Genomic DNA, 20,782 nt, shown 5'->3' with positions numbered 1-20,782 from the left:
ACAATGGACGGTGGCGGCGGCGTTCGGGTCGGCGTTTCACCACCCGGGCAGGCGCCGGCCCGTACGCCGTCCCGGTTGCCGGCCTGAACGCCGCCCTGTCAGGAGTTGCGGCGCCGCATCGCCCGGCGGGCCACCCGCTGCATCGGCGATTCCCCGCCCGGGCGGGCGTGCAGCTGCTCGTGCCGGGCCCGGATCTGCGCTGCTTGTCCGCGTACTTCCGCTGGTGGGTTGGTGGTGAACGTGAACGCGGGCATCTCCCGGTTGGCCACCAGCAGCCGTGCCGCCGCCGTGTAGGCGTTGAGATGCGACAGATCGTGGGCGTCCAGCTCCGGCAGGGTGTGCCGGGCGAGGTCCTTGGCGTCGGCCGGATCGACGTTGAACACGATCTTGCTGCGGGCGTTGGCCGAGATCGCGTCGGCGGTCTCCCGCGGTAGCTGGGCCAGGTTCTGATGCGCCAGGACCAGGTCGAGGCGGAAGCCGCGGGCCTCGGCGAGCATGTCCTCCACCGAGCCGGGCAGGTTTAGGAAGTTCTGTGCCTCGTCGATGTACAGCGACGCGTCGCGGCGCTGGTGTTCCGGTTGCCGGGCCCGGGCGATCGCGGCCTGCCAGGTCCGGGCCACGATCAGCGAACCCAGGATCCGGGCGGTGTCCTCACCCAGCATTCCCTTCGGTAGCCGGCACAGCAGGATCCCGCCGTCGAGGATCTTGCCCAGGTGCAGTGAGGTGTGTGCGGTGCCGATGACCTCCTTGACGAAGTCGCGCAGCAGGAACGCCCGTAGCCGGGCCAGGACCGGGCCGATGACCTGTGCCCGCTGGCCCTCGTTCATCGCGTCGTACCAGGACCAGAACCCGCCGAGGCCTTCCGGGTCGGACAGGTCGTGGGTGAACCGGCCGCGGAAGGTCCGGTCGTTGAGCAGCGGCGGCACCAGCGACAGCGTCGGTTCGGGCTCGCGCATCAACGTCAGGCAGGACACCCGCAGGGTGTCGTCGATGCGTGGCCCCCAGTGCCGTTGGAAGATCTTGGAGAACACGCCGACCAGGTTGTCCACCGCCAGATGCGGATCCCCGCCGTCGTCGAGCGGGTTGAAGTGCGCCGGGTTCGGCTGGTCCGGGTCGATGATCGCCACCCGGTCGGCCATCGTCGCGGGGATCCGGTCCAGGACGTCCAGGACCAGGTCCCCGCGCGGGTCGATGACCACCACCCCACGGCCGGCGTGCACATCCGACATGATCATGTTCAGCAGCAGCGTCGACTTGCCGACGCCGGTCTTGCCGATCACATGCACGTGCTGGCGGGAGTCGACCACGTTCAACCCGACCGCGTGGCCGCCGATCTGGGCCCGGCCGAGCACCTTCACCTGGCGCCCGCCGGACGGGATCGCCGCCGGCGCGGGCATCGCCTTGGCCCTGGCCCGGTCCAAGCCGGGAACCGCCAGGTCCTGCGGCAACCCGGCCAGGACCCCGAGTTCCTCCACCGTGGCCAGGAATCCGCGGCTCAACCGGCGTGCGCCCAGCACCGCCACCGGCTGTCGCATCGGCAGTGGCCGTAGCCGGTTCGGGCGGGTGTAGGCCGCCGCGGCGGCGGCGAACCCGCGGGCCACCGTGCCCAGCCGCTGACCGCTGCCGGTGTCACCGGCGGCGGCGTACCGCACGGCGATCTCGAAGTGCGGCACCCGGACGGCTTTCTCCCCGATCGCCCGCTGCCGGGCCTCGGCCACCGGATCCCGCAGCCGCACCCCCACGCCTGCCCGTGTGCCTGCCGACGGGCGGCGGCCCGAACCCGGAAGCAGCACCTCCAGCAGCCACAGGACCGGCTCGGTCAGGATCTGCACGAGCACACCGGGCCCCGGCCGGGGATTGGCGGCCAGGCGGGTGGCCCGCCGGATCCGCCTGGCCGACGCCGGGCGGGCCAGGATCTGCACACACGCGAACTCCCCGTCGCGGATCCCGGCGCCCGCCGCCAACAACGCCCGCAGCGGGTCGCTGTCGTGGTCGGTACGCAACGGCAACGCCTCGCTGTGCTGCGGCCACAACGCCCCACCGGCCTGACCGGCCACGTCGGCGGGGATCGGGTCGCCGGCCGGGCCGACGGTGACGGTGCACGACGGCCACGCCGCGAGCACCGCGTTCTGCACCATTACGGCGGGCACCGTCCCGGGCACCCACACCCGGATCGTCAACGTGCGCCCCGCCCACCGGTACTCCCACGCCACGTGCGGCAGCCCGAACAGCCACCGCCGCCACCCGGAGCCGGCCAGCACCCCGGACACCCCGGTCCACCAGCCGGCCGCCGCCGTGGCGGTCACCTCCGGCGGCGCCGCGATCGTCACCCACCGCGCCCCGCCGGTCAGCCGCCGATGCCGCCACACCCCCAACCAGATCGCCCCTGCCGTGTACGCCGCCACCACGCCGACCGCCGCGACGACGATCGGCCACGGCCGGTCGATGAGCTCCTGCATGCTCACCGGTCACCGCCGAGGCCGGTCACCGCGAGGCGATGCTCACTGGCCGAGGCCAGCGACCGGAACGGCACCCGGGCACGGCCCGCCACCAGCAGACCTTCACCGCGCTGCGCGGTCAGCAGCAGCCGGGCCTCCCCGTCGGTCAAGCCGAACGCCTCGCTCACCTGGTCGATGGCCTGCGAAGATTGGCGCATCAGGATCTGGGTGGCCGCGTTCGACACCACCGCCAACCCGAGTTCGGAGGCGAGCAGGTCGGCGGCGTCCTGGGTGGCCACCGTCAAACCGGCCCGCCGTTTCCGGGCCGCCTTGGCCATCCGCACCAGGAACTTCGCGCCCTCAGGGTCACGCATGAGCAGCCACGCCTCGTCGACCACCACCAGCCGCCGCCGGGTGTCCACGCTCTGGTCGATGGCACCCCAGATGTGGTGCAGCGCCAGCATCGTGCCGACGGTGCGTAACTCGTCCGGGAGATGCCGCAGGCTCCACACCACCAGATGCCCGGCCGGTACGGTGGTCGTCGGCCCGTCGAACAGGTCCTTGAACGCTCCGGACACCCACGGCCCCAACCGCGCCGCCAACCGGGCCCCGGCCGCCTGCGGATCAGCACGCAACACCCCGGCCAGATCCTTCAACAGCGGCGCCGGCCGGCCCCACGTGCCCGGATCATGACTGATGCCCGCCGCCGCGTACACACCCGCGATCGCCCGATCCAGGGCGGCCCGTTCCTCCGCGTCGAGGCCGGCACCGGCCATCACCCGGATCACCGTGTGCAACGCCAGCTGGTGGTCGCGCAACGCGGTCGGCTCCCGGTTCACCGCCGGCAGATCAAACGGATTGAGGCGTACGCCGGGCGCACCCAACCGGATGACCGTGCCACCCACGTGCTCGGCCAGTGCAGCGTATTCGTCCTCCGGGTCGACGACCGCGACCTGCACCCCCTGATACAGACTGCGCAACACCTCCACCTTCACCAGGTACGACTTACCGGCCCCGGACCGGGCCAGGACCACCTGGTTGTGGTTGTCCTGCTCCCACCGGTTCCACATCACCACCCCGTTGGAGGTGGTGCTCACCCCGTACAACACCGCCTCCGTACTCGGCACCACCCCCGGCGCGGGCACCGCCAGATCACCACTGCCGAACGGGAACGCCGCGGCCAGCGCGGCGGTGTCGAACACCCGCCGCATCCCCAGAGCGTCGACCCCCAGCGGCAACGTCGACAGATAACCCAGCTGGTGCCGGAACGTCGCCGGCTGCAGATCCAGCAACACCGACGCCGCCGCCGAGCGCACCCCGGCCACCGTCTGCCGCAACTCGGTCCGGGTTCGGCCGTGCACCGTCACGTACACCCCGGCCTCGTGCAACTTCGACGCGCCCCGCGCCACCTGCTGCGCCAACCCGGACGCGTCCGCGGCCGCCGCCTCCACCAGGGGATCGGTCAACCGGCCCCGCACCTGGTCGATACGCCGGGTGGACTCCAGGCGGGCCTGCTGACGGGTCAGCATCGGCGCCGCCACCACCGCCGGCACCGGCCGGGTGTGCACGGCCACCGTGACCCGGCCCGGATACGACAACAACGGGCTCAGCCAGGCGGGACCGACCTCAGCCGGATACCCGCACACCACGAACGTGGCCGCGAAACCGTCACCCACCCGTACCTCATCGGTGAAGATCTCCAACGCCGCCGCCGTCGGCTGCGAACCCGCCGCACCCCGCCGCCACCTCATCGGGCCTCCCCGCGCACCGCGATCGGAACATCGGGCACCGCCCTGCGGCCCGGGACCGGCGCGTCGAACGGGTCAGCGGCCGCCGCCAGCGCCGCGGTCACCGCACCACCATCCAGGGGCTGCGCGCTGACGCCGAGACCGGTGAACGCCCGCACCGTCGCCTCACCGCCCGGCCCGGCACCGACCACCGTCAGCACCTGACGGCGCAACGGCTCCCGCTCACCGTTTAGATCCAGCAGGAACCCCGCATACTCGGCGGCCGCCGCCCGCAACGCCGCATCCGGCAACCCTTCGGCCTGGTCCCGGGCCGCTTCGGCATAGCCGGACAGGTCGTGCCGGGCCGCGGACACCACGATCTGCGCCGGCCCGGTCAACGCGTTGAGCCACGCCCCGAACCCGTCCAACAGCGCCTGCTGCTCGGTGCCGGTCCGTAACGCGATGTCCGTGGTGCCGCAGGCGATCACCTGACGGGCGGCACCGTCGACGCTCACCGTGCCGTCGACGGCGATCACCGTCGCCGGCGACCGCAACACCCCGGGAACAGCCGGGCCCGCCACGGCGAGCAGCTGCTGCCCGGCCGGTGTCCCCGGCACCTGACGGCGGGCGCCGGCGGCCATCGACAGACCGTGGCGCAGCCACACGTCCAGGGGCAGCCCGTCGCGGCGGCCCAGGACCACGAGCACCGTCACCGCCGTCACCGGCAGCGCCGCGACCAGCCACACGATCGGCGGCAGCAGCGGCCCGAACCGGCCGTACACCAGCCAGCCCCCGGCACCGATCGTGCCGAGGATCGCCAGCTGCCGAAACGTCAAACCCCAGGCGATCGTGTCCGGGGCACCCACATCGGCGGGCACCTTCACCCGCGAAACATCGTCATCCATCACACACTCCGCTTTCAGAAGAAGAAGATGAAACGAAAAGAGAGTCAGCGCAGGCCGGCCCGGCGCATGACCACCTGCATCGCCGCCGCCCGCACCAACACCGCCGCCGAACCATCCGGCCGCGGCTGCGTCACATACCGCGCCACCATCCGCGGAATCCGGATCGTCACCACGAGCAGACACAACACCGCGAACAGGTGGACGACCTCCAACCCGACGCTGGTCGTCAAACCCAGCAGGTGCGGCAGCGAATACACCGGCCCGAGCAACAGCCCCACCCCGGTGGAGAAGAACGCCGCCTGCAACCCCGGAACACACAAGCAACCCAGCAGACTGCGCCACCACAACGCGGCCACCGGCTGGGTCTGCGGCAACCCGTGACATGCCAACGCCACCGGCGCCACCCCCGCCACCACGATCAGCACGGCGATCCGCAGAAACAACCCGACCAGCAGCTGATAGATCATCACGACGATCAGCAGGGCCAGCACCACGGCCAGAATCCCCGCCGCCGGGTTGACCATCGCGATCAGCAACCGCTGCTGAACCCACTGCACGACCTGCGGCCCGGACGCCGCCTCCCCGGCCAGCGCCACGGACAGCGCATTCGCCACCTCGATCAACTGCTGGCACAACACCAGCCCGAAGTTCGCCGCGATCAACCCGACGACCAGCCGGGGGAGCAGGTCCTTGACCTGATAGCGGATCTGCAGCGTGCCGTAGATCATCTGCAGCACCCCGGCCGTGACAACCGCCAGCACGTAGACGGCGTTCACCACCGCCAACGACCGGCCCGCCAACTGCTGCACCTGCGGGAACACCGTCACATCCGGCGACCGGAACAACGTGTCGGACAGCAGCGACATCAACGCGCCGAGCATGTCGACGACCCGCTCGGCCAGCCACTTGATCAGCCCGTCATACAGCCAGTCCGGCATCGGTCAGGCCCCCAGGATGCCCCGCAGCACCTGCAGCAGCACCGGAGCCATCACCGCCAGGGCGTACCCGATCAACGCCGACCGGAAGTTCGACTTGGCCTGCTCCAGCCGGCCCGGATCCCCACCGGCCGAGGTGTACTGCAGGCCCGCGAGCACCATGAACAGCGTCGCGACCCCGACAAGGATCCCGATGATCCAGTTACGCAGCCCGTCGACGACCTGCGGGATCGACTTCACCGCCCAAACCTCCGGCGGTGCGGCGGCGATCAGATCAGAAGTGAACGAGACAACGGCATAGATGTGCATGAGCGGTCTCCGCAACAGCGTCGAGACCGTCCCGGCGGCAACCATGCCGGCCGAACCCACCGGCGGCGTCCGTCTCCCTGCCACGAACGAAGGTCGAGGAGAGTCACACCGAACCGGCGACAGCCCGGCCGCCACGACAACACGCTGCCACCGGGACGGGCACACCCACCGGGCATGCGACACCCCAGACCCGTTCTGTCAGCCGCAACGAACCCCCACCACCCCTGACAGCACCCAACAGAACCCGACACCCCAGCTCAGGCGGCACCCAGCCAGACCCCGAAGTCTGTCCGTCAGACAGAAGCGAGCCGGCGCTGTGTTGTGGTCTTGCCAGGACGTCCACCACAGTGTTCGGTGCTGGGCTGTCAGGTGGCATTCGATGATTTGTTGTCTGGTTACGAATCACTGGTGAGGCGTCCCATTAGCGCCTTCCGGCTCCTGTCATCTATTGAAGTAGCCACGGAAGGCCGACTGTCACCCGTTCTGTGAATAAACGTGCTCGGGATTCCGTTTGACGTAGGCCTGACCGTGAGCCGCAGCTTCTGACGGGTGTGATCTCGCTCGGCTCTGTCCAGAGTAGATCTATCGCGTGACCGCTCGCCGCGCGTACCTCAGCGACATCTCCGACGCCCGGTGGGTGCTGATCGGGCCGACCCGGATGGGCCCTCATCTGACCGGAACAGACAGGCTCTCACCAGCAGACATCCGTACCAAAACGCGGGTTGATCAACCAATTGATCAACCCGCGTTCAACACCAGTCACCTAGGGTCAGTAGTCGGTGGGTAGAAGGAAGAGCCGCGCCAAACTGACCCATAGTGTCCAGAAGGCGGGGGTTGGTCCGTCGTGCAGTCCGACGATCAGTCCAGCCACGAACAATGCAGCAACAGGGACGAGCGCGAGGTTCGGGATAGCGAGGAGCACTAGCGTCAGTGTCGGCCGACGGCGCCCGACCAGTGTATAGCCAGCAACTCCGGCTAGCAGGCCGATGGTCAGCCCGACCAGCATGCCGACACTGGCCCCGGTCGTGGGGCGGTAGAAGGTGATGACCGACCCAATCGTGTCGTGCGTGTAGGCGAGAACGACCTTTCCTCGCTCGGCACGCCAGTTCGAGCAGGAGGGGTAGCCCGAGATCTCATGGAAACCTTCCCATCCGGCAGTCGCTGCGCCGATGCGCGCTTGCTCGTCAAGGCGGCACTCGTCGAGGCTGGGGCCTGCATGACCCTCGTCCGCCTCGTAGGCGATGGCAACGAATCCAGGGCCGGATTCCTCGTCGCCGAGCGGGGAACCATAGATGTAGTCGCGTCGGTCGATCCCGCCCGTTGGGGAGACTCCAGGAAGGATCTCCTGCGCCAGACGTAATGCCTCGGCGTTGGCTGGCAGCGGGGAGGGATTGCTGTCGCCGAGCCACGAGCCGGCGGTAGCGCCAGTGATCCCGAGAAGCAGTGCGCTGAGCACCATGCCTGCCCCGCGGAGCCATCTTCCCATGGTGTCACTGCCTTTCCTCGGCCGTCTGACGGGACGGTGGTCCCGCGCGGCTACACACCGTATAGAGGATCTTGAAATCGTGGATCACCCGATCAGCCCATTGCGTTTACCCTTAGCGCCCGTTCGCTCAGGCCGAGCAGGAGAGTTCCGTGCTTCAGACGGATCGATAACCTCCAAGATCCACTTAGGTTTGGAGATGTCTTGGGCAGATGGAGACGGGGATTCGCGGTGGGTGCCTACCGATCCCCTTGGAGTGCGTTACGCGGCATTGTTGCGTCGGGACTCGTGATGGGCTTGGTCGTCACGTTGGTGGACCAGGTGGTCATATCGCCGGCGGTTGCCGACCCGATTGGATCCCAGCCATCCGCTTCGGAGGTGGTTCTGGAGCGAGTAGATCAGACCTCCGCACTGATCACCGCACGTCTCAATGGCAAGAGAGTCCGAATCACCGGATTGACCTCGGAAACCGCCGAGTACTTTGCACTGCCCTCGGGCCAGGTCGAGGCCACCGTCCATGGCGGCGTGGTGCGGATGCGTCGGGGTGACGACTGGGTGCCGGTCGATCTGACAATGCATCGGCAGGCCGATGGAACGGTGACACCGGCAGCGCATCCCTACGATCTGAGAGTTTCCGGAGCCCGAGGCTCGGGGACGCATGAACTCGCAGCGGTGGGTGTGGGCGCCGATCGGCTGTCGGTCGGGTGGTCGGGTGAGTTGCCCGATCCCGTTCTGAATGACAACAAGGCTACTTTTGTGGACGCTTTGCCTGGCGTGGATGTGGTGGTCGAGGCTACCCGTGCGGGCATGGAGACCTTTGCCGTCGTAAAGAGTAATGCTGCGGTTGACCAGGTGGCTAACCTGACGATGCCGATCACTGGGCCAAACGCCGCTGAGGTAGTCAGCGATGAGCACGGAAACCTGGCCTTCAAGGATCATGGGGGCCGGGTTTTCGCTCGTACGCCCGCTCCCCGGATGTGGGACGCCCGCCGGAGCGCCAGCGGCGCTCCCCTCAGTCGGGAGCCGGTTGAGGCGAAGACGATCAGACGGACCGCGCGTACGGGAGCGGCGCGAGGCGTCGATCTGGCCTTAAGGCCAGACCGGGAGTGGCTGAGTGATCCGGGGCGCCAGTTCCCGGTGACGATCGATCCGCAGATCAATCCGGTTGCAACGACCTTCGACACGTACGTCAAGCAGGGGGACTCCACGGGTAATGGCGGTGCTGACGATCTCCAGATCGGCTACTTGCCTGACGGCGTGACCCGGTCGCTGATCAAGTGGAACACCAGCGCGCTGGTCGGCAAGCAGATCACCTCAGCAAACGCATACTTTTGGAACTGGTGGTCGCCGTCGTGTTCTGCTGCATCATGGGATATCTGGACGACCGGTGATATTCCTGACGCGGTGGTGTGGACGACTCAACCTGCATGGGTCACCAAAGAGGCCACCTCAACCGCTACCAAGGGGTACAGCTCCTCCTGCAACGATGGTTGGGTCTCGGTGTCCGCGACCAGTTTCTTCCAGCGGGCCGCCACTACCGGTGATACCCGAGCGGATATGGGTGTCCGGGCAACGTCAGAGACGGCGGCGAACGCTTTCAAGCAGTTTCGGTCGCGTAACGCCACAGACGCTGCACAAGTGCCCTATGCAGTCATCAATTACAATTCATACCCAGTGCTCGGCGCGCGCACGACATCACCGAGTTCGCCCTGCTCGACCGGTGCCGGACGCCCATACATCGCATCGCGGACACCAGTTCTCAAGGCAGTCGGAACCGACACCGACGGATCGAACGTTACCGCCCAGTTCGAGTGGTCGACCTTGGCAGGCGTCGTGATCTCCAGTGCTACCTCCGCAGCAGCAGCATCCGGCACGGTATTAAGCACCACAGTGCCGTCGGGCGCCTTCGCTGAGGGCGGCTCCTACCGATGGCGGGCACGAGTCGGTGACGGAACGACCTGGTCAACCTGGTCCTCCTACTGCGAATTCACCGTAGATACGACGGCACCGACAGCGGCGCCGACCGTCGCCTCGACTGACTACCCTTCCGGAGCCTGGTCGAAGGCGGCCGGACAGGCGGGAGCGTTCACATTTGGCTCCGGAGGCGTCGCCGATGTCTCGTCATATCTCTACGGACTCGACACCAACCCGCCCTCGACCACAGTCAACCCAGCTTCTCTAGCCGGCTCGGCGAGCGTATCCATCACTCCGCCCACCGACGGCCCTCACACCCTTTACGTGCGCAGCCGTGATCGGGCAGGCAATCTATCGGCGATCACCAGCTACCAGTTCGCCGCTGGATCCAGCGGCATCACGTCGCCGAAAGACGGTGACCGTACCGCTGGCGAAGTAGTGCTCAAAGTGTCGGCTCCGTCGAGTTCCACTGGTGTGCGATTCCAGTATCGGCGTTCGGAGGTGGAGCCCTGGACGGATGTTCCAGCGGCACACGTACGGAACCGATCGAACGGTGCTGGCGTCTCCTGGCCTCTCCCCATGTCCGAGGGAGCCGTACCCGACTTGGTATGGAAGGTGACTGACTCCGTCATTGACAACCCCACCATCAAGATCCGCTCCATGCTGACCTCAGCTACAGGGGAGTCTGCATCGGCACCGATCCGCCTTGTAATCGACCGGACAGCATCCAGAGCTACGACCGATGACGTCGGCCCGGGAACCCTGAACCTGGTAACCGGTGATTATCTCATCACCGGCACCGACGTCGACGTCTTCGGGATGAGCACGACGCGTTCCGCCTCTTCCCGAGTTCCGTCGCTTGGTCAGCAAGCCGGCCCGGCTGCGATCTTCGGCAGGCAATGGGGCTGGGGCTACTCTTCGGGAAGGTTGAAAGGGACCTGGCTGCGCAGACCGACTGCGAAGACTGCAGAGGTGGTTTCACAAACCGGCGCTTTGTTGAGATTCGCGCAGTTGGCAAACGGCGGATGGGAATCCGAGCCAGGAGCCGCCGATATGGTTCTCGCCTACGACTCCGCGAGTGACCGTTTCACGGTCACCAACACCACCAGCGGCGATCGGGCGACGTTCGGAAGGATCCCCACGGTACCGGACATCTACGCTCTGTCTTCTTCTACGACCTCGGCACAGAATTCGACATTCCAGTACGAGCACGAAGCCGTCACCGGCACGGATGGCGTTGTTCGATTTCGGCTACGCAGGATCAGCGCACCCACCAGCGCGGTCTCCGCGTCGACGTGTTTGACGGCTCCCGCGACTGTTGGCTGCCGAACCCTGGAACTCGAGTACGCCACCACTACGACCGCCACGGCAACAGTCCCCGGTGATTACACCGGTCAGGTCAGTCGCATCCACCGATGGCTCACTGCCCCAGGCGCTGCAGTCGCTACCCGCGCCACGATGACGCAATATGCGTACGACGCGACAGGCAGCCTGCGTGAGGTATGGGATCCCCGAACGAGCCCGGTTCTCAAGGTCAGGTACGCCTACGACAGCAACGGGCGCGTCAGCGCGTACGCAGATCCGGGGCAACTGCCGTGGACTTTCATCTACGGAACCGCTGGGTCGGCAACTGCGGGTGCCGGCACTCTGCTTTCAGCGTCTCAGCCTACCCTCCAGCCGGGTACGGCCGACACTGTCAACGGCGTGGCCCGTACCTCGGTGGTATACGACGTGCCAACCTCACGTGCCGACGGCGGTCCCTACGACCTTCGGGCCGCCGATGTCGCAACATGGGGCCAGCAGCAAGCACCGCAGAATGCCGTAGCGATTTTCCCGCCAGACGCGGTGCCGACGAGCAACATCGGTCGCGGCGTCCTGCCAAGCAACGCATACTCGCGCGCTACCGTCCATTACCTTGACCCCAACGGAAGGCAGGTCAACAACGCCGAGCCCGGTGGATACCTCTCCGCCTACGACTTCAACAACCTCGGATCGGTCGTACGCGCGCTCACTCCCGGGAACCGGGCACTAGCCCTAGGCGCAGGTGAAAACGATGGCACCAAACTGATTGAACTCGGTCTTGAACAACTGCCGAGCGCACAACGAGCAGTGATGCTGTCCACGGTGAAATCCTACCGCCTCGACGGAGTTCGTCTGTTAGAGACGACCGGAGCCGTGCACCTGGTGACACTTGCCCAAGGGATGCCAGGCTCCGGCGGTCTGCCTTCCCTGCCCGCCGGAACGGAGGTAGCGGGCCGCGTGCACACCAGTTTCAACTACGACCAAGGGAGGCCGACCGACGGCACGGCAGCGGTGGCAAACCTGCCTACTCGAGTGTCCACCGGTGTTCAGACGGCAGGATATGCGGCGGACGGCGAAGTCCTCCATCACGACACCCGATACGACTGGATACTCGGGGCAGCTACCGAATCGATCAGCGACCCCGCAGGTTCGCCGATCATCGACAAGAGTTTCTATAACAGCCAGGGCCAGTTGATCGAGACCCGGCTCCCGGCGTCGAACGGCAACGACGCTGGGACCACCATCACCTCCTACTACACCGCAACGGGAGCCGCCCCGTGCGGCGGACGTCCCGAGTGGGCCGATCTCGAATGCAGGATTGGGCCAAAGACCGCTGTCACCGGTGGCGGCACCCAACCCGACGAACTTCTCACCACCACAACCACCTACACCGCAACCGGCCAGACTGCGTCAACAGCCGAAGTCGCCAACGGAGTCACCCGGGTCACCACTTGGGGCTATGACGCCATGGATCGCGAGACCACGGTCGCTACCACCGGGGGCGTGGGAACCCCGGTGTCGACGCAGATCACCACATACGACCCAGTCACGGGACTGGTTACCTCGACCGCTAGCGCCACCGGCAACACGACGATAAATCGGATGACATCCGCCATCGACACCACAGGGGCCGTCCTCACCGGTTACGACAGTCTTGGCCGCATGACGTCCTACACCGACGCGACTGGCGCATCAACGTCGTACCGCTACGACAACCTTGATCGGGTCACCCTGACTCAAGACTCGATGGGAAGTAGTACTGCCTACTTCTACGACACTGCAGCGGATCCGCGCGGAGTGCTGACCTCCGTCAGTGACAGTGTGGCAGGAACCTTCACCGCCAGTTACGACGCTGATGGCAACATGGTCGCCCAGGTCTTGCCGGGCGGTGTGGTTCAGACGACGGCTGTCGACCCGGTTGGAATGCCAATGGCACGGTCATACCGGACGGCTGACGGGACCGTAATTCTAGCCGAGCGGCTAAGCGTCGATTACGAGGGTCAGCGGCTCAAACAGTCGAGCTTAACCGAGCGGACATTCACCAATGACGCGATGGGTCGGCTCACACAGGTCGACGAGACGAGCGGGAGCGTTTGTACACGCAGGACATATACCTTTGCCGAAGGATCTGGAAAGAACAGTAACCGCACATCGAAGAAAACGGCGGTCGGAGAAGCAGGCGAACCCTGTCCGGGAACGGGCGGCGCCATTGAAACCTATAGCTACGATACCTCTGATCGCTTGGTGAATGCTGGCTATCAGTATGACGATCTTGGGCGTACTACTGCCTTGCCGGACGGATTGAAACTTGAGTACTACACGGATGACCAGTTACGTCGGCAAACCTATGCAGCCGCGCGGATCACTTGGACGATCGATCCGCAGCATCGAAATGTCTATGCCGTCGCCGAGACGCAGGCCGACAACGCGTGGGATGTAACCCGGACAACGGTCAACCACTACCGCAGCAACGGCGACCGGCCCGACTGGATCGAAGAAGAAGCAGGAAGCGGCATAATTACTCGCAATGTAAGCGGTGTGGATGGCGACTTTGCGGCGACTACGGATAGTGGAGGTGCACTGCGCTTGCATCTGACGGACCTGCATGGCGACGTAAAAATGATCCTTGATCCCGTAGGCTCTACTGTCGATGTCCTCGATTTCGACGAGTTCGGGGTTCGGCACGAAGATTCACCGATCCAGAGATATGGCTGGCTCGGAAGCCAGCAGCGCTCCGCCGAGGCGTTTGCCGGCACGGTGTTGATGGGTGCCCGGGTATACGACCCCGGCACTGGCCGATTCCTGCAAACTGACCCCATCCGAGGTGGGGGTGCCAATGCGTACAGCTACTGTTCGGCTGGGCCCAACGACTGCTTCGACTACGGCGGCGCCGGGGACTGTACTGCCGCGATGTGGTGCGGTGTTCTTCACAACAACAGCAAGGTGACCATGTGGGCGGCTGGCATCGTAAGGTATTACGATAAGCATTATGGTAATTGCAAACTCTACAATCCATACAAAAACAAAAATCACAAAAAGGCTTTCTGTAGCCCGAAGGTAACCGTTAAGGCGAGAACCTCAAGTAAGAAGAAAATTAGAGACGCAGATGCCGGAACTGTCGTCTACATTCGATGGTATTTCGAAGGTAAGCTGATGAATCTTCAGCACTACGTGAAGTTTGACGACTTCGACGACATGTATTGCTGGGGCGGCGGAGGTGGGAAGAAGCCGTCTTGTGAGCGTGGTTGATCAATGAGTTGAACGAACGGCCAGTGCCTCAGGCACTGGCCGTTCGCGTTATGATCAGGATGACATCGACAGGCATTGGTGATCGGGGTCGGCGAGTTCGATCCCGCCGAAGGCGAAATCACCCCGCTGCCGTTCGCTGATGACACTCGACGCAGATCAGCGCCGCACTCAAGGACTACCACCACGGCGTTCCCCGCCGATCTGCTCGGCAATCCCGACCGGGAGAAGATCCACGACGCCTGGCTACGGATGAGGGAAGTAAACGGCTCGTATGGAAAGCCCGGGGCCAACAAACGTCGGGGACTGGGTGTCGGCCGCTCAGGATAGTGGCATACCCACCCTGTTCTTGGTGGACCTGCACGGCGCCGGTCGGGCACGGCACCTGCGCTTCGCCAACGCCACGGTGCGCCCGGACTACCGGGTCATGGGCCTCCGGAGTGCTGCTTCGGCTACTTCCGGGTGTGGGTGGCGGCGCAGGTGGTTCATCTCCTCGACCCACGGATCGGACCAGTACCCGTACTTTCCGCCGGCCGTGACCAGGCCCAGCGCGAGCAGCCCGCCGGTCAGGTCACCGCGGTCGGCCAGCTCCCGGGCGGCGGCGGGCGTGGTGTCCGGCTGCCGGCCGGTGATTCCCGCGGCGATCTCGGCGGTCAGCACCGTGTGCCCGGCCAGCAGGTCGGCCACTTCAGGGGTCGGCCCGTCCAGTGCGATCAGCAGTTCGGCGCCCTCGCCGCGGAAGCCGGGCCGGGTGGCGAGGTGCCGGGCCAGCCGGCGGGCCGGTTCCCGGTCGGCGCCCGGATTCGCGCGGGCCCACAGGGCGACGGCACCGAGGATCTCACCGGTCCGGCGCCGGGCCAGACGGTCCTGTTTGCCGGTGGACGGCCCGGTGTCCGCGGCGTCCCGGGCGGCGTACCCGTCCAGCAGTGGTTGCAGCACGTCGGCTCCGGGACCGTCCAGCAGCGCCCCGACCAGGGACAGGGGAAGCCCGTACAGGCCGCGGGGTTCCGGGTCGGCGAGCGCGGCGACGGCCAGGCCGGGGGCCTGCGGCGACCACGGCATCCACGTCCCGAGCAGGGCGTAGGCCCGTCGCCGCACCTGGGCGTCCGGGTCGGTGCACGCGGCCGTCACGAGTGCCGCGAGCCGCCGCCGGCCGGGTTCGTCGAGGTCTTCTTGGGCCCCGGTGTGCAGCAGGTCGAGCAGGGCCAGGGTCTCCGCGGGCGTTCCGGGCCCGGCGGCCTCGGTGTCGACCTCCCAGGCCGGCGGGGACAGCCGGGGCATCGCCGTGACGACGGCGGCCCGCACGTCCGGGTGGGTGCCCGGGGTCCGCCACAGCTCGGTGAGTGTCCGCGGGAACTCCGGCGGGCCGTACCGGGCGAGCAGCCGTACCGCCGCCTTCCGGCTGGTCACCTTGGCCGCCGGGTCGAACAGCACGCCGCGCAGCAGGTCCGGCAGGTCGGCGGCCCCGACAAAACGCGCCGCCCGGGCGGCGGCGGGTAGAGCTACCCGCGCCCGGTCGCCGCCGGCGTGCCCGAGCAGCACCGGCAGTGCCTCGCCGGGCCGGTCGGTCCAGGACAGCGCGGTCAGCGCGGCCTCCACCAGCGGCACCTCCGGCCCGTCCAGGAACCGGGTGAGCAGCTCCCGGCCGGTCACCGGCACCCGGGCCAGATGCTTCACTGCCGCCGTACGGGCCCGCTGCGTCCGCTCGTCGTCGGCGGCCACCGCGGCGACCGTCTCGGCGTAGGCGCGCTGCTGCCGGGGTGTCCAACGGCGGACGTGTGTCGGCGGCCCGGCCAGTGACGGGTCGAGCAGGGTGGTGCTGTACCCGGTGATCTCACGCCACACCGGGGCGAGCAGCGCGGCCGCCGGATCGGCGCGGACCAGTGCGGCGGCCCGTTCGGCGCGGGTCGCCGGATCATCGAGCCACATCGTGGCGGCCCGCTCCCGCACGTCGGCCGCGGTGGTCGGCGTGGTGGCCCGGCGCAGCAGCTCCTGGATCTCCGGGACGTGCCGGGCCCGGGTCTCCAGCAGCCCCACGAGGGCGAACAGCTCCTGCACGTCGGCGCTGATCCGGGTGGACAGGGCCGCGGTGACCAGGTGTTCCTGCCCGGTGCGCAGCGGGGTCTCCAGGTACCACGGGATGGGCACCCGGGCGATCATGCCGAGTGCCCAGCCGGTCAGGTCCCGGCCACGCACCATGGCCAGGGCCTGCCAGGCCAGCTCAGGAAGTGTGTCCCGATAGCGGATCGAGACGTCCGGGGCCTCGATCGCCGCGTCGGTGATCGCGGTCAGCGTGGGCACGACCTCCGGGGTGAGGTGCGGGATCAGCGCTTTCAGCTCGCCCAGCATCTGCCCGCGGACCTTCTCGCGCTCGTTGCGGGCCCGCAGGAGCCGGTCCATCACGTCCGGGAGCGCGGCCGGCTCGCGGACCGCCACCCGGATCATCGCGGCGTACGCGTCGCCGCGGGTGGACGGATCCCGGTCACGTGCCTGCTCGGCGATCTCCGGCAGGACCTCGGCGGCCGGACGGTACCGGCGCCACAACCGGGTGGCCTGCTCGTCCGCGGCGACCAGGGCCAGCACCCGGCGAACCTCCCGGGTCCGCAGCGGCTCGGGCAGCAGCTCGACATGCCCCTCCCAGGGGATGTCCTTGCCGGGTGCGGCCGCGTAGACCTCGGCGCGGCGCTGCGGTGCCAACAGTTCCAGGAACTCGAAGTTCAGCACGTGCAGCCCCGCCAGCCGGTCCGTGCCCAACCCCATCAGATGCCGCAGTACGTGCAGGCCACACTGGTTGAAACTGGTCCCGTCCTTGCCACGAGCGATCAGCAGCGCCGCCAGCCGATCCGGGGACCGTCTCGCCAGCGGCTCGGTGTCGACGTCCGGAAGGACCTCGGGAGCGTGTCGTTCCAGCAGGTCGAGCACCATCTCCGGCTTGGCGGCGGTACACGCCTGGACCGCGTCCAGCACCCGGGACCAGTCGTCACCGGCCGTCAGACGGTCGTCCGCCCAGGTCAGGACCACAGTGCTGTGCCGCCGGGCCAGAGCCTTCCAGGACCCTTTCACGTACGGCAGCAAGCGCGCCACCGTGTCCGCGGTGCACGCCGGGAGCAGCGCCGCCGCCTCCTGATCCCCGTGGCGCTCGCGGATCATGTCGATCAGCGGGTCGCCCGAACCGGGCCGCCGTCGCAGCTCCCGCACGATCAGCCGGCGCAACACCGGTGGCGCGTCCGCGAGCAGCTCACCGGCATCCGCCCAGCCCTGCCGCATCGCCTGCCGGACGGCCTCCGACCGTACCGAAAAATCGGGGTCGTGCAGTGCCTCGACCACGACGTGCCGGAGCCCGGACGCGGCCGCCGCGACCACCGCCAGATATCGGTCGTAGGGGCCGCCCGCCGCCATCTCGGCGATCCGCCCGGCCGGGTCGTCCCGCTCCCGCAACAGGTTCAGCAGCGCGGGGATCCGGTCCGGATAAGGCACATGATCGAGTTCATCGGACAGCACCCGCGCATTCTCCCGCACCGCCAGCCGCAGTACCCGTCCAGGTCGTCGGCAGGCGGCTGCTCCGGCGTCGCCGGGTACTCGGCGAACCAGACAGGTGTCAGCAGTTCGGCATGGGGGGAGTGGACCGCATCCGCAGCGTCGAACCCGGCAGGCCCTCGTCGGCGGCGCCCCCCAGGAACGACACCACGACCGCCACTCCGGACACGATGCAGTAGCCGGCCCAGCCGGGACCGCCGAGTGCCAGCAGACTCAGCGGATGCTCCCGCGGATCGAAACCGCCGCGCGTGTGGTCCTGCCTGTCCGCCTGACGACACTCACCGCGCAGCGGGCCGCTTTCAGCGCGCCGAGAACGTACGGCGGTAGTCGGTTGGTGTGGTGCCGGTGGCCTGGCGGAAGTGGTGGCGGAAGTTGGCCGGGGTGCCGAGCCCGCAGGCCCGGCCGATGTGGTCGACGCTGGCGTCGGTCGTTTCGAGCAGTTCGCGGGCTCGGCTGATGCGGGCGGCGGTGAGCCACCGGATCGGGCTGACCCCGAGCTGCGCGGTGAACGTCCGGGCGAAGGTGCGTTCGGACACCGCTGCGTGCGCGGCCAGGTCGGCGACGGTTAGCGGAGCGTCGAGGCGGTGCAGGGCCCATTCCAGGGTCGCGCTCAGTTCGCTGCGGTCCGGGGGCGCGGCCGGGTGGGTGACGTACTGGGCCTGGCCGCCGTCGCGGTGTGGCGCGGCCACGATGCCCCGGGCGACCGCGGTGGCGGTGGCCGCCCCGCAGTCACGGCGTAGCAGGTGCAGGCAGAGGTCGATGCCGCTGGCCACCCCGGCCGAGGTGATCAGCGATCCGGTGTCGACGTAGAGCACACCGGGGTCGACCTCGATACGGGGGTGCCGGCGGGCCAGTTCGTCGGTGAACAGCCAGTGAGTGGTCGCGCGTTTCCCGTCGAGCAGGCCGGTCGTGGCCAGGGCGAACGCGCCGGTGCAGATGGTGGCGATCCGCGCGCCCCGCGCATGCGCTTCACGCAGGGCGTCGGCGACGTCGTCGGTGGCGTCCGGTGGGGTGTCCTGCTGGAAACCGCCGTAGGCCGGCACGATCACCGTGTCCGCCGTGACCACCTGGTCGAGGCCGTGCGGTGTGACGACCGGCCAGCCGCTGATCGTCTCGACCGGCCCGGCCGTACGCCCGCACAGGATCACCTCGTAACGACGCTCGTGCATGCCGAAGGTCTGGAACGGCATGCCGAGTTCCATCGGCTGCACCTGGTCGAGGGCGAGCACGGCGACACGATGACGAGACGAACCGGCCATGGCGGAATCCTATCGACCATGGGCATTCCTGCTACTCGCCGTCGCGCAGCAGGCCGCGAAGGATGAAGGCATGACTGACACGCAGCCCTTCCGTATCACCGTGTTGCTCTTCGACGGCGTTGAGGAACTCGACTTCACCGGCCCGTGGGAGACGCTGCGGAGCTGGCAGATGGTGACGACCCGGAACGTGCGCGTCCGGACGGCCAGCCTCGACGGGGCGCCCGTACGCTGCTCACTGGGTCTGACCGTGACCCCGGACGGCGGGATCGACGACGAGCCCCGCCCCGACCTGATCGTTCATCCCGGCGGTCAGGGCATCGACACCCTGCACACCGACCGGGCCCACCTGGACCGGATGCGGGCCCTGGCCGCGCAGGGCACGATGATGACCTCGGTCTGCAACGGTGCGATGGTGTACGCCGCCGCCGGGCTCCTGGACGGGCGTCCCGCCACCTCGCACTGGCTGGTCCTGGACGAGCTGGAGAAACAGCACCCGCGGGTCGAGGTCGTCCGGGACCGCCGCTGGGTCGACGCCGGTGAGGTCGTGACCAGCGCGGGCATCACCGCCGGCATCGACATGGCCCTGCACCTGATCGACCGCCTGGACAACACCGACATCGCCCGCGCCGTGGCCGGCATCCTCGAACACCCGTGGGAACCCGAGGTCGACACCCTCGCGGCGACCAGCCCGGAGAACATGCGGCAGGCGCTCACCACGATCGTCCCGGTCATGCAGGCGGCGCGTTAGGACAATCGGATCACGACCTGGACGCCCCACTGACCCTGTCTGTGCTTACCCAGCACCTGGCTTCGTGCGTGTGAACAGGATTCTGTGGCCATCGCCGTGAGTACGGACACCTCCGGTTCATCGATGGCGGATTCTGTTTCCGCGAGGTTTGACACCACGGTGTCAGGAAGGTCGACGCCGCCGTACCGGTGGGAGGCTGGTTGGTCCGGCGGCGTTGGGGTGAGGCCGACGTCGTCCTTGCGTTGGAGCCTCTGGCTGAGTTCAGCTCGGGCTGTCCGCGTTTTCGGGGGTGTCGTGGTGGACGGCGTAGTGGATCCAGACGAGGCCGTCTTCCAGGGTCGTGCTGGTCTTCAGTTCGAGTTGTTGTCCGTCGGCGGGCAGGAAGTCCGGGCTGCCGGTGGCTTCGAAGATCGCGGGGGCGCCGGCGAGTCCGTCGATGCCGGGGTGCAGCAGCACGCTGATCTCGTCGATGAGCCCGGCGGCGAGGAACGCGCCGTTGATGACGCCGCCGCCCTGTAGCAGGACGGTGGACATGCCGAAGGTGTCGCCCAGGATGCCGAGGGCCGCGGCCAGGTCGCGGCCGTCTTCGCCGGCGAACAGGTAGGAGACGCCGCGCTCACGCAGATGCTGCAGGTACTCCTCGGAGACCCGGGTGCCGAGGACGCTGATCACCTCGTTGCCGGCGAGTTTGGCGTCGTCGTACCAGGTTTTGCCCTTGGCGTCGAAGACCACCGTGCGGAATCCGGACTGCTGGGGTGCCACGTGGGTCACCGGCGACGGCGTGGGCACCAATCCGTCGGCGGGAAACTGTTTGCCGGTGAAGTCTGCGGCGATGGTGCCCCGGCCCATGAGGGTGGCTTCGGCACCGAACTCGTCACCGATGCGCATGTAGGCGGTCATGGCGCCGTCCAGGGTGCCGTTCAACGGTGGTGTCCAGCGCTGGGCGAGCAGCGTCTCGGTTTTCCTATGCGATCCTGTG

Annotated in this window: 11 protein-coding genes; 2 read left to right on the top strand and 9 right to left on the bottom strand. The window is 67.7% G+C overall.

The genetic code is table 11. From position 1 onward, the window contains the following. Positions 1–98: 98 nt before the first annotated feature. The 6 genes from Aco03nite_RS47475 to Aco03nite_RS47450 all read right to left on the bottom strand — a co-directional run bounded on the left by Aco03nite_RS47475 (position 99) and on the right by Aco03nite_RS47450 (position 7,773). Positions 99–2,459, bottom strand: coding sequence for a helicase HerA domain-containing protein (locus tag Aco03nite_RS47475; protein WP_203808926.1), 2,361 nt, complete (start codon positions 2,457–2,459; stop codon positions 99–101). 2 nt (positions 2,460–2,461) lie between these two features. Beyond that, positions 2,462–4,189 (bottom strand): VirB4 family type IV secretion system protein, encoded by a 1,728-nt coding sequence (locus Aco03nite_RS47470; RefSeq protein ID WP_203808854.1) that lies wholly within the window; start codon positions 4,187–4,189, stop codon positions 2,462–2,464. Further along, a complete protein-coding gene (locus Aco03nite_RS47465; RefSeq protein WP_239146019.1) occupies positions 4,186–5,070 on the bottom strand; it encodes a PrgI family protein in 885 nt (294 codons plus the stop codon). The genes Aco03nite_RS47470 and Aco03nite_RS47465 overlap by 4 nt, the downstream gene beginning before the upstream one ends. A 44-nt stretch (positions 5,071–5,114) precedes the next feature. Continuing rightward, positions 5,115–6,008 (bottom strand): TrbL/VirB6 family protein, encoded by an 894-nt coding sequence (locus Aco03nite_RS47460; protein ID WP_203808852.1) that lies wholly within the window; start codon positions 6,006–6,008, stop codon positions 5,115–5,117. 3 nt (positions 6,009–6,011) lie between these two features. After that, a complete protein-coding gene (locus Aco03nite_RS47455; RefSeq protein ID WP_203808850.1) occupies positions 6,012–6,314 on the bottom strand; it encodes a pilin in 303 nt (100 codons plus the stop codon). A gap of 769 nt (positions 6,315–7,083) precedes the next feature. Continuing rightward, on the bottom strand, positions 7,084–7,773 hold the full coding sequence (locus Aco03nite_RS47450; RefSeq protein ID WP_203808848.1) for a hypothetical protein: 690 nt from the start codon (positions 7,771–7,773) through the stop codon (positions 7,084–7,086). A 315-nt stretch (positions 7,774–8,088) separates the two neighbouring features. Between Aco03nite_RS47450 and Aco03nite_RS47445 the strand changes: the two genes are divergently transcribed. Further along, complete coding sequence (locus Aco03nite_RS47445) at positions 8,089–14,262, top strand: RHS repeat-associated core domain-containing protein (protein ID WP_203808846.1); 6,174 nt, start codon at positions 8,089–8,091, stop codon at positions 14,260–14,262. A 414-nt stretch (positions 14,263–14,676) separates the two neighbouring features. On the opposite strand, the gene Aco03nite_RS47440 is transcribed toward Aco03nite_RS47445, so the two are convergent. Both Aco03nite_RS47440 and Aco03nite_RS47435 read right to left on the bottom strand, forming a co-directional pair. Beyond that, positions 14,677–17,760 carry a hypothetical protein gene (locus Aco03nite_RS47440; RefSeq protein ID WP_203808844.1) on the bottom strand — a complete coding sequence of 1,028 codons (3,084 nt, stop codon included), beginning with the start codon at positions 17,758–17,760 and terminating at the stop codon, positions 14,677–14,679. Positions 17,761–18,095: 335 nt separating this feature from the next. Next, entirely contained in the window at positions 18,096–19,055 is a 960-nt protein-coding gene (locus Aco03nite_RS47435) for a GlxA family transcriptional regulator (protein WP_203808842.1), read from the bottom strand. Positions 19,056–19,125: 70 nt separating this feature from the next. On the opposite strand from Aco03nite_RS47435, the gene Aco03nite_RS47430 reads away from it, so the two are divergent. Further along, positions 19,126–19,803 carry a DJ-1/PfpI family protein gene (locus Aco03nite_RS47430; RefSeq protein ID WP_203808840.1) on the top strand — a complete coding sequence of 226 codons (678 nt, stop codon included), beginning with the start codon at positions 19,126–19,128 and terminating at the stop codon, positions 19,801–19,803. Between the two features lie 261 nt (positions 19,804–20,064). Here the strand turns inward: Aco03nite_RS47430 and Aco03nite_RS47425 are convergent. Next, positions 20,065–20,782: dihydrofolate reductase family protein (locus tag Aco03nite_RS47425; RefSeq protein WP_203808838.1), on the bottom strand; the 718-nt coding region annotated here is incomplete at its 5' end.

It is taken from the genome of Actinoplanes couchii (genome assembly GCF_016862075.1).
Lineage (GTDB): Bacteria > Actinomycetota > Actinomycetes > Mycobacteriales > Micromonosporaceae > Actinoplanes > Actinoplanes couchii.
The sequence above is the reverse complement of the archived record's forward strand: the minus strand, read 5'-3'. Positions and strand labels throughout refer to the sequence as shown.

What these genes read in the sequence shown, in the direction of transcription:
- Aco03nite_RS47475 (WP_203808926.1), bottom strand. Translation starts at nt 2,459, where the DNA reads ATGCAGGAGCTCATCGACCGGCCGTGGCCGATCGTCGTCGCGGCGGTC.
- Aco03nite_RS47465 (WP_239146019.1), bottom strand. Translation starts at nt 5,070, where the DNA reads ATGGATGACGATGTTTCGCGGGTGAAGGTGCCCGCCGATGTGGGTGCC.
- Aco03nite_RS47470 (WP_203808854.1), bottom strand. Translation starts at nt 4,189, where the DNA reads ATGAGGTGGCGGCGGGGTGCGGCGGGTTCGCAGCCGACGGCGGCGGCG.
- Aco03nite_RS47450 (WP_203808848.1), bottom strand. Translation starts at nt 7,773, where the DNA reads ATGGTGCTCAGCGCACTGCTTCTCGGGATCACTGGCGCTACCGCCGGC.
- Aco03nite_RS47430 (WP_203808840.1), top strand. Translation starts at nt 19,126, where the DNA reads ATGACTGACACGCAGCCCTTCCGTATCACCGTGTTGCTCTTCGACGGC.
- Aco03nite_RS47460 (WP_203808852.1), bottom strand. Translation starts at nt 6,008, where the DNA reads ATGCCGGACTGGCTGTATGACGGGCTGATCAAGTGGCTGGCCGAGCGG.
- Aco03nite_RS47445 (WP_203808846.1), top strand. Translation starts at nt 8,089, where the DNA reads ATGGGCTTGGTCGTCACGTTGGTGGACCAGGTGGTCATATCGCCGGCG.
- Aco03nite_RS47435 (WP_203808842.1), bottom strand. Translation starts at nt 19,055, where the DNA reads ATGGCCGGTTCGTCTCGTCATCGTGTCGCCGTGCTCGCCCTCGACCAG.
- Aco03nite_RS47455 (WP_203808850.1), bottom strand. Translation starts at nt 6,314, where the DNA reads ATGCACATCTATGCCGTTGTCTCGTTCACTTCTGATCTGATCGCCGCC.